Genomic DNA, 12,895 nt, shown 5'->3' on the forward strand with positions numbered 1-12,895 from the left:
AAAATATGTCAGCCTTCCACGACTAACCAACATGGAAGACTGACATTCAATAACCTAGTTTACAGGATACCCAGGATTTTGTACCAAATTTTTATTTGTTGTCAGCACTGTACTTGGAATTGGGAAAATCGCTCTGTATTTCTCCGTTGGTCCTTTTTCCCACCATGAGTCGAAGAATGTTCCAAAACGGATATTGTCTGTTCTTCTTCTTCCTTCAAAAGTAAATTCCTTAAGTAATTCTTTGTCTATAAAAGCAAGATCTATTACGGTAGGCATTTCTTCTCCGGCACGTGCTGTAATTTGCTGTACAAAAGGTTTTGCCAAATCTGCAGCTCCTAAACGTACATAACATTCTGCTTGCATCATTAAAATTTCGGCATAACGAATTAAAACTAAATCATGATCACGTTCCCATTGTTCGCCGGCTTTCATTTCGTATTTTCCTAAACGAACGCCCTGGTTTTCTTTGGCATCAGCCACACTTGTAATTTCTTCTGTATAAGTTAAAGGTTCTCCGTTATCCATAGTAATTATAGAACCTGTAGCTACACTAATCTGATCTCCTGCCACCATACATTTTCTTCTTTTGTCTGTAGCAGCAAAAGCAGAATAAACGCCCGGTTGTGCACACATTCCGTTGGCACTCCACGGATAATCATTTCCTGAGGCAGAAATGGTTAGTTTATGTAAATAGTGAAGCGACATGGAGTTCATATAATTCCCTACTGTTCCTGCTTTTTGATCGTAAGGAATAGCGAAAATAATCTCTGGTGATTTTTCATTTTCTGTAGCAAAATTGGCAAAGAAATCAGGCGCTAAAGTATATCCTGTTACTTTTTGGCACATATCAATACAATCCTGCCAACGCGGTGTACCAATAAAAGCTTCTGAATTTAGGTACAATCTTGCTAATAGTGAATACGCTACATTTTTTGTTAGTTTAGAATATACCACATTTGAAGTTAAATGCGGAATAGCGTCCAGCAATTCTTTTTCTACGAAATCATATACTTGTTTTCTGGTAGAATTTGATGGCAAAGAGGTATCCTCAAAATTTACTACAATTGGCACATTCCCAAACAAATCTAAAAGATTATAGTAATAGTAAGCTCTTAAGGATTTTAATTCGGCATAAATTGGCGCTTTAGCCGCAGTTGTCAAACTTGATTTATCAACCTGATAAATAATCGAATTGATTTTTGCGATTCCGGTGTAGTTGTAACGCCATGCCGATAAAATCAAACGGTTATCTGTTTTCCAGGTATGTCTTTGTGCATCCTGATATTGCCCGCCATCGTACCAGTTTGTTCCTCTGGTAGGAATGGTAGCTTCATCTGAAACGGTCTCATTCAAAAAGAATACGTACTCACTCGTTGGATAATTGGTAGAGATACCATCGGAAAATCCTCGTAAAGAAGAATAGGCTCCTCCTACTAATGCATCAACTTCTTTTGGAGTTTGTCCAAAATTCCCGTCTTCTACTCTATCATATAAATCTTCATTTAAATCTGTACATGATATCGTAAAAAGCATACTTACTAATAATAATGCTGTTATTTTGACTTTCATTTTTTATATTTTTGAGTTATTCGCTTAATTATTCAGCGTAAAATTTAATCCAACAGAAATTGTAGTTGGTCGGGGATAATTATTGTATCTGTCAATTCCGGGAGCCGCTAATCCAGTTAAATCCATTACTCCGGTTTGATTGATACCGTCTTGCGCATTTAAACCAATTTCAGGATCTACACCTTTGTATTTTGTAAATACGGCAAGGTTTTCTCCCATAAGATAAATTCTAAGTTTTGAACTTTTGTATTTTAATGGCAAAGTATATCCTACTGAAACTGTTTGAAGTCTGAAGAAAGAAGCGTCTTCGATCCAGTAATCTGAATATTTTGGAGCTGATGTTATGCCGCTATTCAGGAAATCATCCGGAACATTAAAAGTGGGTAATCTGTTAGGATCGTTCAGCATCATGTTGGTTGCATTTAATGCTTTTTGACCAAACATTCCGTATCCTGTAACCCCTAAATCAAAATTTCCGTAAGTAAAATTCATTCCGATACCCATTGTCAAATCAGGCTGAATATTTCCTAAATCTCTTTTATCAGCATCTACCAGAGCACTTTCTGCCACTACACTTCCCGCTGCATTATAGTATTGAATTTTACCATCTGCATCAAGACCGGCATTTTTGAATCCCCAGAAAGTTCCAACGGGATAACCCTCGGCAATAATTTGAGAATATTGTCCTGACATACCCGCTAATCCGTGTAAAGATCCGCTGTAAATAACATCTGTTTTATAAGTAGGATTCGATAACTTTTCGATTTTTTGAACGTTATGTCCTAAAGTTAAATTAGCATTCCATGAAAATTTATCTCCCTTTATAATATCAGCATTCAATGTAAGCTCCACTCCTTTATTAGACATTTCACCAACGTTAGCCAACATAGTTCCTACTAAATAAGGAGGCTGAGGCACTTCGTAAGTATAAAGCAAATCGTCTGTGTTTTTTGAATAATATTCGAATGAACCTGTAATTCTGTTGAATAAACTAAAATCGACACCAATGTTTAATTGTTTTGTTGATTCCCATTTTAAATCAGGATTTGGATTTTGTTTTGGCGAATAAGCCAAACTCCATCTTCCTGTAGTGGGATCGTAATAACTGTCATTACCCACTCCTAAAATCGAAAGCGATTTGTACTCTCCAATTCCGTCCTGATTACCGGTAACTCCATAACCTACTCTAAATTTAAGAGTGTCTAACCAACCTTTTGTTGAACTCATAAACTCCTCGCTCGACACTTTCCAGGCTACAGATGCAGATGGAAAAGTTCCCCATTTATTGTTTTCTCCAAAACGGCTTGAACCATCTCTTCTTACCGTACCGGTTAATAGATATTTTCCGTCATAAGAATAGTTGGCGCGGGCATAAAACGAAACCAGATTTGATTTTCCTTTATAAGAATACACATCGCCCAAACGATAATTGTAACCTGCACCAAGATTGTTATAACTAAAAGCATCGGTAACAAAACCACTACGCTGTGCGCCAAAACCTTCGTAAATATTCTCTAAGTAAGAATATCCGGCAAGAGCTCCAATAGTGTGTTTATCAATAACTTTATTATAATTTACATAAAGTTCTCCTTGCGCATTGGCATATTCAGCATATGTTTTTTGAGCATATCCTTTTTCATCTATTCCCTCCATAATGGCGTAAGATGGCTTGTATGTGCTACCTTTTAATGCATTATGTTCGTATGAAATATTGGCTACAGCAAGAAAATCTTTTAAAAATTTCACTTCGGTTTTAAAATAACCTAATAATCTGTGTCTTTCGTTATCTACTGTTCTGTTGGTTAAAATTTCAACCGGATTTTGGTAAATATTTCCACTAACAGCAGAGAACTCTCCGTTAGCATCATAAACCGGAATGGTTGGATTTAAATTGTAAGCACGCTCAAAAATTCTGTAATCCATTGGGTGCCATTTATCAACATTGGCAAATAAACCCATATCAAATTTTACATCTTTATTGTCTCCAAGATATTGGTAAGCGTTAATATTTCCGCTTAATCTTTCAAGACCCGTTTTTTTGATCACTCCTTCGTTGTTTAAGTACGAAAGTGAAGTTCTAAAACCGCTATCAGCTTTACCCGAATTGATGCTCAAAGTATGCGATTGCGAAATAGCCGTTTGCTGGATTGCTTTTTGCCAGTTTGTATTTCCGCCATAATCAACAGCATCATTGTTTCCTGTATTACGGACATAACCTCTCCATTGATTGGCTGATAAAAGATCTAAATTATCTGTTACATAACCCACACTTGATAATCCGCTGTAGGTTACAGAAACTCCTTTTGTACCTGATTTTGTAGTAATGATGATGACACCGTTTGCTCCTCTTGATCCGTAAATGGCTGTCGCCGAAGCATCTTTAAGAACGTCTACCGATTTAATATCTGATGGCTGAACGATATTGATATCAACCCCGGCAATACCATCAACTACAATAAGCGGACTGTTGCTTGCTGTAAGTGAAGTTCCTCCACGTAAACGTATGGTAGAACCTGCAGCAGGATCTCCAGAAGGACGAATGATATTTAATCCCGCTACTTTTCCTTGCAAAACCTGTTCTGTAGAAGAAATTGTTCCTTTTACCAGATCATCGGCTTTTACACTTGAAATTGCGCCTGTTAAATCTGATTTCTTTTGCGTTCCGTACCCAACAGAAACTACCTGAACTTCGGCAAGCTGATAACCATCATTTTGCAAACGAACGTCGATGTTTGGTTTTGTTGCTGCTGTAATCTGAACCTTTTGATTGGTAGATCCAATAAACGAAACTTCGATAGCACCTCCTACGGCTACATTCAAGACAAATTTTCCGTCAAAATCTGTAGTGGTTGCATTTCTGGTTCCAACCTCAATTACCGTTGCTCCCGGCAATACACTTCCTGTATTATCATAAACAGTACCTGATACCTGCTTTTTTTCCTGCGCAAACATTCCTGCGGAAAGAAAAAGCATGAAAATCATGAATACTGCATTTTTAGTAGTCCACATTTGATGCAGGACTATTTTTTTATTTTTACTATTCATATCTAGTTATTTATTTTTTTATATCGGTCATATGTAATTTGCATATCAATTTTTGGCATGACAACCAATTTGTGGCTATGCTCATTTCATTAGAATTGATGTTTTAATTTGATAGAGAATTACTTGTCTAAAGTTTTAAGTGGAATCGTTGTATCCGAAATTGTTTTGTCTTTATTGTCTTTTACCACAACATGAATTTCACTTAGATTGGGAACATCCTTAAGTTCTGAAACTAAATTGACAAATCCTTTTATCTCAGCAGTTCCTCCGGTAAACTCACCCGAAATAACTTTGCTTCCGGCTGTAATGGTGTAGATTAATTTGTTTACGCCCGATTCGTTATTTTTTCTTGACATTCCAAGAAAATCTTTCTGACTAATTTGTAAAGGGAAAAATCCAAAAACCGGTGCTGGTGGTGGTACAAACGCTCCAGCGTATAAAACCTGATCCGGAGTTGTTCCTGCCCAATTGTCTTTTACCATCAGGAAAACCATGTTTTCCATCACGAAATCGTCCGGAGCATTGTAATAATCTTTTGGAACTAAATCCATTTTATAAAAACCGTTTCCTAAGTCTTTCAATTTTGTTTTTTCGGCAATTTCCGGTTTCGATGCCTCGTACATTTGCTGAATAGTCCAGTCGTTAAGTCCGCTATGCATGTGTACGCTTGTTGCACCTGCAAATCCCGGAGCCAGATTGGCATTAAACAAAATACTAACTCCTTTATCAATTGTTGGTTTTGTTGGGTAAGCTCTGATCAGCTCATTCGCCGTATAAAATGAAGAGAAATCCGTGTATGGCATATTGGCCACTTCACTTTGTTTCGATCCGTTTTTGTTTTTTATACGAAGCCAAAATCCTGCACTTGCAGCGATATCGGTTGGAGTTTTAGAAAAATATTCCGTTGGAGTCAAAGTAATACTCCAGATTTTGTCTTTTACATGAGTAAGTTTCGCAAAGTCTGATGAGTTTTCCCAATTTCCTGCATCCGGTTCTGATGGCGACCAAATCCATAAATATAAAACTTCATTTTCAGCAAATGTTGTTGCTGAAAGATCAAAAAACCATGTCACTTTTTCATCATATTTGTATACTACAGGAAATGATGTCATACTGCCTACAGCTCCGGTTGTTTCTTGTGCCTGCACAAAATTAGGAGCGATTAATAAGGCAAGTAAAATTGTATATATAAATTTTTTCATATTACTTTTTAATTAATAGCAGTTAATTTAAACACATAGGAAATAAACACACTTCCGCCGGAAACACGTGCTAACTGAATTTCCATCTCTCCGTTTTTTCCCGGAACCGATGATAATCGAAGTTCATCTGTTTTTTGAGTTTTTTGAGCATCACTGTACAAATAAATTTTGACAGGGTTACCCGGATTTGTTGGCTGAAAATCTGAACTTAACTGCCAGTATCCTTTTGGAGCAAATAAAGGAGGAACATCTCCTGTAACTTCGTAACTTGTTGGATTGTTCTTTTCATCTACATTAAACTTGATTTTAAAATCTTCGTAGTTGAAATAGGTACTCAAGTTTTCTTCGCTTGGCTCGATCTTATTTGCCTTTGCAAATTCATCGACCATTTTCAAATTTGTCAATCCCCAGTTTCCATTTACTTTCTCATAAATGGTAATCGGATCAACGTAGCTTCCGTCTTCTGTGTTATCACAGCCAATGGCAAATAAACACATAAAAACAGCTAACCAGTAAATACTTTTACATCTCATAAATTTTGGTTTTTGTTAGTTTTTTTTATCCCTTAAAAAGGACAGTACGAAACTAGAGGTTAAATAAATCTAAAAAAAAACATCTGTGAAAAATCAAGATATAATTCAGTAATTTCAAACTCTAAATAATTGAAAACCAACAAACTATAACGTTTTCGTAAATTAAAAAATCAAGGTTTTGTTGAGATGAAAAACGCAAATAAACTATGGTAAAAATGACAATAACTAAATTAAAACAGATTTTTTTTTCACTATACATATATTTAATTCCTTTTTATTGTATAATTGCAAGTTATTAGAGTACTTTTAACATTCTAAACCCGGTTTCACACGATAATTACTTCACTTTTCTTATATATATTACAAAAGAAGCTACCCTATTTTAAAGTTGCTAATCATCAGCTCTTAAACTATTTTTGAATTAAAAACGAATTAACTCAAGCCGAACTAAATTTTTTCTTACCTCCTAAACCAAACCAAAAACATGCGAAGAATAGTAATTCTGTATTTTTTACTTGCAGGTTTTTCTCTCTCTGCGAAAGAGACAAATCCTGTTCTGGAAGAATTAGATAAAGTACTCCTTAAAAAGGAAATCTACTTAAAACAGAAGTATCGTAAAATAGAAACGCTAAAGAAAAACGTCTCTAAGTTTACTCTGAGCCAGAACAACGAGCAGCTTTATAATAATTATATGCTATTGTTTGAAGAATATAAATCTTTCAAATACGACTCGGCTTATTACTATTTAGAGCAAGCCAAGATCAAAGCTATTGTACTTAAAGAACCTATTTATTTGGCCAAAAGCCGAATAAAAGAAGGCTTTGTATTGCTTTCCTCTGGTCTCTTTAAAGAAGCTATTGATACCCTGAATGTTATCGACGATAAAAAACTCGATCAAAGAAATAAGTTCGAATTTTATTCGATCAAAGCCCGCGCTTATTATGATCTGGCAGATTATAATAAAGATCAGCGTTTCAATATCCATTACATACAGCAAGGAAATCATTTCCTCAAAAAGGCGTTAGAATTAATAGGAACCAATACAAACGAATATTGGGCCGCAGAGAGCTTAAAACGCCTAAAACAGCAAGACTGGCGTGGTGCCGAATTTGCGTTTAGCTACTGGATCAACAATTACAAATTACCATCTGATTATTATGGAATTGCAACTTCAAGTCTCGGTTATATTTATTCTGAAAGAGGCTATACAAAAAAGGCAATTCAATATCTTGCTCTTGCCGCTATTGCGGATGTAAAAAATGCCACGAAAGAAACTGTGGCGTTAAGAAATTTGGCCAACGAACTCTTTAAAATGGGTTATCTGGACAAAGCCAATGAGTACATTAACATTGCCATGGATGATGCGACTTTTTATAATGCCAGACATCGTAAAATTGAAATTTCGTCGATATTGCCTATTATCGAAAAAGCGCAATTAAACAATGTAAAAGAAAAAAACGATAAACTCGAAAGGATTATTATTCTGCTAACGATTCTTACGGTAATTATTATTTTGTTTTCGATTATCATTTTTAAACAATTGAAAGAAAGAAATAAAGCCAGAAAAATAATGGCTTCGTCATACGCGCAGCTTCAGGAAATGAATATTAGCCTCAGTGAAGCTAATGCTATTAAAGAAGAATATATTACTTATTTTATAAAGGCAACTTCAGCTTTCATTAATAAAATAGATCACATTCAGAAAAGTACACTTCACAAAATCATTACAAAAAAAACAGACGAAGTTATTGCAAGTTTAAAATGCTATAATGTAAAGGAAGAACGCGAGAATCTTTTTCATCAATTTGACGAAATCTTCCTGAAGTTATTTCCCACGTTTGTGACAGATTTTAATCATTTATTTCCCAACGATCATAAATGTGTGGTAAAAAAAGGAGAACTCTTAAACACAGAATTGCGAATTTTCGCATTGTATCGCTTAGGAATTCAGGACAGTAACCAAATGGCGGAATTCCTGGAACTTTCTGTAGCTACCATTTATACCTACAAAACCAGAATCAAAAGCAAATCAGACTTTAAAGATACTTTTGAAGAGAAGATTATGGCGATTAAAACGATTTAATTTTTTTTTGCCCACGGATTTTACGGGTTAAAACGGATTGACACAGATTCTCTTTTTTTTACCCTTTCAGAAAATATAGCCACGAATTCACGAATTATTCACATAATGACTGTGCATAATAATTCGAGAATTCGTGGCTGTTTTTCTAATCCTTTATTCGGTTCCCAAATCATACAAATTCATCTAATAAAAAATCTGTGAAAATCCGTTTTAACCCGTAAAATCCGTGGCCCAATTTTTTCATTCTGAAGCCTCTAATTGAAGAACAACATTTTGATATCGTGTACTTAACGAAAACAACTGCTCCGCAAAAATCATAATGGCTAGCGGAATAAAGAAAAATGAAATTAAATTTTCTACATATAAAAAGTACGTCGTAATCATAAAAATACGGGCATATTCAAGATAATACATCCATTTTCGCTGTTCTAATAAAGCACCACAATTGACTAAAGTGATAAGGATAATCGAAAGCACAAAAACCTTATCAACGACATTCAAATATTCGAAATAATACGTAAAAATCGTTAGAAACAAAGTGCATACCCCTAACTGAATATATAGATAATTCTTAAACCGAAGCCTTTGATGCGGATTGGTTTTATCCTGCAGAAATCGCTTTTCTAATATAGGACGAATATCCTGATCCATATGAGCCGGACTACCAAAAACAGCTTTCCATTTGGCTTTAAAACCTTCAGAACGTTTCCACAATTCGTAGATTTCAAAGTAGTAATGAAAATGCTGCCAAAGGAAACTATAACTTTTTAGCGGATGCGTTAAACCGTATTTTGGTTTTTCTTCTTCTTCCTGAAAAGTTCCAAAAAGGCGGTCCCAAAAGGTAAACATATCGCCATAATTTTTATCTAAATATTTCTCGTCAGAAGCATGGTGAACGCCATGAACCGATGGTGTTACAAAAACATATTCCAGCCATTTTATTCGGCCTATAAGTTGTGTGTGCGTGAAGAAAGAATAAGCGCCGTGAACAATAAGCATAGTAATGACCATTGACGGATGAAAACCAACCAACGGAAGTACGCACCAAAATCCGGTTCTTACAACGGCCTGAAAAGTAGTAATTCTGGCCGCAGCGGTAAAATTAAATTCTTCGCTGTGGTGATGCACTATATGCGCTGCCCAGAAAAAGTTGACTTCATGACCCAATCGATGGTACCAATACCAAACAAAATCAGTAGCAAGAATCAAGGCAAACCAGACAAAAATATTGCTTGGTATATCAAAAATTCTATAATTATCATATATCAAATAATACAATTGATAAAAACTTGCGGCTATAAATAAATTGATCAGTCGTTCTGCAATACCAATACTAATATTAGACACTGAACTTTCGTAGTTAAAAATTTCCGGTCTCTTTTTGCGTCGCGCTAATTTATATTCTAAAAATAAGAACAGAAAAAAAGCGGGCATTGCAAAAGCTAGAAAATTAATATGTTTCATTTTAAAAATTCCTTTTTTGATTTAAAAAAAACTCAAATACATTTTACTATAAACACTGGGACAATTATTTTTAACACATAGAAACATAGCTTTTGCTTACTCAAAAAAAAGGACGTTTCACTTATCTAAATTCACATCCCGATAGCTATTGGGACTATGCGAAAGAAATGTATTTCTTTTTGTATACTTTATTTCACATAAAATCCTATGTTTCTATGTGTTTAATAATTTTTTACGTCATACAGTGCATTACTATTAACTTAAAACAAAGATATTTTCATCGATTAATACCTTCTCTTTTGAAAATAATAGTAATCAATGAAAACAGTCTTTATATGCTAAAACCTTCTTTTTAATTCTGCTTAAATTTTGGCTCAGCCAAAGCAACTTCTTTTACAGATTGCGTATCAGCTACTTTTTGCAAAGCAATAATGTAGGCAGCAATACGTGGCGTAACATTGTGTTTGGCAGCGATTCTAAAAACAGTTTCAAAACCTTTTTCTAAAATATCTTCTAAGCGTGTATTAATCTGGTGGATTCTCCAGGATTCTAAAAGCGAATTCTGAAGCCACTCGAAATAAGAAACAGTAACTCCGCCGGCATTCGCTAAAATATCCGGAACTACCAATACATTGTTTTCATGCAATATCTGATCCGCATCAGACGAAACGGGTCCGTTTGCACCTTCTACAATAATTTTAGCGCGAATAGCATTGGCGTTCTTTTGTGTGATTACATCTTCTTTGGCAGCCGGAATCAACACATCTACATCTAACAGTAATAAATCTTCATGTTTGATGGCCACTGAATTTGGATATCCTTTAATGCTTTTATTATTCAAATTATAATACAAAATTAATTCCGGAATATTCAACCCTTCAGGATTGTAAAAAGCTTCAGAAACATCACTAACGGCGACTACTTTTAGTCCTTTTTCGAACAAAAACAAAGCCGAATGCAATCCTACATTACCAAATCCCTGAATCGCCACAGTAGATCTTGCAGGTCTTAGTTTTAGTTTTTGAAGCGCCAATAAGGTAATAATACTCACACCTCTTCCAGTAGCTTCTACCCTGCCCAAAGATCCTCCTGAATGCAAATGTTTTCCGGTTACAACAGCATGAATTGTTTTGCCGTGAACCAATGAAAATTCATCCATCAGCCAGCCCATTTCGTCAGGACCCGTGCCCATGTCCGGTGCAGGAACATCTTTTTCAGGACCAAAAATATCCGCTAAAGCTTTCGTATAAGCTCTGGTAATTTTCTCTAATTCACTTTTAGAAAGCGTTCTTGGGTCACAAATAATTCCTCCTTTTGCTCCTCCAAACGGAATTCCGGTTACAGCAGATTTCCAGGTCATCCAGGCAGCAAGCGCTTTTACTTCGTCAAGATTTACGGCATTATCGTAGCGAATTCCTCCTTTTGATGGCCCTAAAGCCGTATTGTGAATAACACGATATCCTTCAAAATTTTGCTCTTTTCCGTTATCTAATGTGATAGAAAAATTAACAACAATTTGTTTTTCCGGTCGCTGCAGTTTCTGTCTGATAGATTCATCCAGATTTAAGATATCCGCGGCGATATTAAAGCGATCAATCATCGATTGAAAGGGATTCTGTTTTATTAATTGTGTACTCATGATATATATTTTTTTAATTTGGGTTTATTGGGTTTAGAAATTGATCCATTAAAAAAGTCCTTTTGATAGTTACAAAGAGCTTTTATTATTTTAATAATTACTACAACTGCAACATGGAATTTTCATCACACAACATTCCATCATACTATTTGTATTTCTATTTGATCTCATTTTATTCATTTTTTAATGGTTCTAAAAAAAAGCCTTTCATGGTGCATGAAAGGCTAAAAAAAAAAATAACTAACAAGTTTTTCTCTATTAACGCCATTTCATCGCATCGTTTGACATGCAACACATCGTGAAGCTGCACATAAACGGGATGATATATAGACTAAAGTTTTTCATTGTCATTGCAAATCTATAAATTATATTTATAAATTCTATAGAATTAGTCGAGTTTATTTCAATAATTATTAAATCCAGCCTAAAACAAACTGTAAACTAACCAATTAAGAGTGAAAAATAAATTATTTAAATTGAGAAATGACGATAAAAACAATCGAAATCAGGGCTAAAAAGATCCCTATAAAATTAATTTTAGATAATTTTTCCTTGAAAAAAAGCAAACCAACAAGACTTCCTAAAACAATAACTCCCATATTCATTCCGGCAAAAACTGTCGAAGGATTTTCGGCGAAAGCCTTATGAGCTTTTAAATAAAATAGAATATTTCCGAAATTAAAGATTCCCACCAAAGCCCCAAAAAGGATGTTTTTAGGTTCTAATTTCACCTTTTTAATCCCTATTTCATAAATAGAAATTACTATCGCTACCGATAAAGCAACACAAAAAACAACAAATAAAGAGGTTGGATAAGGCAAACTCGTATAAAGTGCTACTTGTTTGAAAAGGATATCAATAACTCCAAATCCCACTAAAACTGCAGCCGGGAAAAACCATTTATTTTCTGTGTTTGAAGATTGTTTTCTTAGAATAAACAAAAGAGCCATAAAACCTATAATGATCCCAATGACTTTATAAGAGTTAAATTCTTCCTTAAAAATAAGCCATGCTGCCAATATGGGTATAAATAGAGATAAACGTTGCGCCGCATCAGTTTTTACGATCCCCATATATTTTATAGAAGCCACCAGAGAAAGCAATACAAAAGGCAATAAAATCCCAATCGCAATGTAAATATTCCAGGGTGCGCTTGCATCGACTTCGTCGAGATTTGGACTAAAAGTAAAGTAACACAGCGCTAAAGCAATCGCATAATTGAAAGTCACAATTTGCGTTGGATTGCCTTTGTATTTTCGGGTTATTTTAAAAATCACACCCACAATTACGCTACACAAAATACTTAAAACAAGAAACAACATAGGATTACATTTTGGGCACAAAAATAGTGTTTATCTAC

General features: G+C 34.8%; 8 protein-coding genes. 1 reads left to right on the forward strand and 7 read right to left on the reverse strand.

The window, feature by feature from the left end:
• Positions 1 to 54: 54 nt before the first annotated feature.
• The 4 genes from B0M43_RS20475 to B0M43_RS20490 all read right to left on the reverse strand — a co-directional run bounded on the left by B0M43_RS20475 (position 55) and on the right by B0M43_RS20490 (position 6,349).
• The gene (locus B0M43_RS20475; protein WP_078007988.1) at positions 55 to 1,569 is read right to left on the reverse strand and encodes a RagB/SusD family nutrient uptake outer membrane protein; all 1,515 of its coding nucleotides are present in this window, start codon (positions 1,567 to 1,569) and stop codon (positions 55 to 57) included.
• 24 nt (positions 1,570 to 1,593) lie between these two features.
• Positions 1,594 to 4,614 (reverse strand): TonB-dependent receptor, encoded by a 3,021-nt coding sequence (locus B0M43_RS20480; RefSeq protein WP_078007989.1) that lies wholly within the window; start codon positions 4,612 to 4,614, stop codon positions 1,594 to 1,596.
• Between the two features lie 119 nt (positions 4,615 to 4,733).
• Positions 4,734 to 5,816, reverse strand: a complete 1,083-nt coding sequence (locus B0M43_RS20485) for a hypothetical protein (RefSeq protein ID WP_078007990.1) — start codon at positions 5,814 to 5,816, stop codon at positions 4,734 to 4,736.
• Positions 5,817 to 5,824: 8 nt separating this feature from the next.
• A complete protein-coding gene (locus B0M43_RS20490) occupies positions 5,825 to 6,349 on the reverse strand; it encodes a DUF5004 domain-containing protein (RefSeq protein ID WP_065449095.1) in 525 nt (174 codons plus the stop codon).
• Between the two features lie 484 nt (positions 6,350 to 6,833).
• On the opposite strand from B0M43_RS20490, the gene B0M43_RS20495 reads away from it, so the two are divergent.
• Positions 6,834 to 8,432, forward strand: coding sequence for a DUF6377 domain-containing protein (locus tag B0M43_RS20495; RefSeq protein ID WP_078007991.1), 1,599 nt, complete (start codon positions 6,834 to 6,836; stop codon positions 8,430 to 8,432).
• Between the two features lie 240 nt (positions 8,433 to 8,672).
• Here B0M43_RS20495 and B0M43_RS20500 read toward each other — a convergent pair whose 3' ends face one another.
• The 3 genes from B0M43_RS20500 to B0M43_RS20510 form a co-directional block, all read right to left on the reverse strand.
• Positions 8,673 to 9,896 (reverse strand): sterol desaturase family protein, encoded by a 1,224-nt coding sequence (locus tag B0M43_RS20500; RefSeq protein WP_078007992.1) that lies wholly within the window; start codon positions 9,894 to 9,896, stop codon positions 8,673 to 8,675.
• Positions 9,897 to 10,248: 352 nt separating this feature from the next.
• Positions 10,249 to 11,535: a Glu/Leu/Phe/Val dehydrogenase gene (locus B0M43_RS20505; protein WP_246860156.1), complete on the reverse strand. Its 1,287-nt coding sequence runs from the start codon at positions 11,533 to 11,535 to the stop codon at positions 10,249 to 10,251.
• A gap of 467 nt (positions 11,536 to 12,002) precedes the next feature.
• A complete protein-coding gene (locus B0M43_RS20510; RefSeq protein ID WP_078007994.1) occupies positions 12,003 to 12,857 on the reverse strand; it encodes a DMT family transporter in 855 nt (284 codons plus the stop codon).
• Between the last annotated feature and the right edge of the window lie 38 nt (positions 12,858 to 12,895).

Source organism: Flavobacterium sp. KBS0721, assembly GCF_002007065.3.
GTDB lineage: Bacteria > Bacteroidota > Bacteroidia > Flavobacteriales > Flavobacteriaceae > Flavobacterium > Flavobacterium piscis.

Coding starts and splice junctions, on each gene's coding strand:
- B0M43_RS20490 (WP_065449095.1), bottom strand. CDS start 6,349: ATGAGATGTAAAAGTATTTACTGGTTAGCTGTTTTTATGTGTTTATTT.
- B0M43_RS20485 (WP_078007990.1), bottom strand. CDS start 5,816: ATGAAAAAATTTATATATACAATTTTACTTGCCTTATTAATCGCTCCT.
- B0M43_RS20500 (WP_078007992.1), bottom strand. CDS start 9,896: ATGAAACATATTAATTTTCTAGCTTTTGCAATGCCCGCTTTTTTTCTG.
- B0M43_RS20510 (WP_078007994.1), bottom strand. CDS start 12,857: ATGTTGTTTCTTGTTTTAAGTATTTTGTGTAGCGTAATTGTGGGTGTG.
- B0M43_RS20505 (WP_246860156.1), bottom strand. CDS start 11,535: ATGAGTACACAATTAATAAAACAGAATCCCTTTCAATCGATGATTGAT.
- B0M43_RS20475 (WP_078007988.1), bottom strand. CDS start 1,569: ATGAAAGTCAAAATAACAGCATTATTATTAGTAAGTATGCTTTTTACG.
- B0M43_RS20480 (WP_078007989.1), bottom strand. CDS start 4,614: ATGAATAGTAAAAATAAAAAAATAGTCCTGCATCAAATGTGGACTACT.
- B0M43_RS20495 (WP_078007991.1), top strand. CDS start 6,834: ATGCGAAGAATAGTAATTCTGTATTTTTTACTTGCAGGTTTTTCTCTC.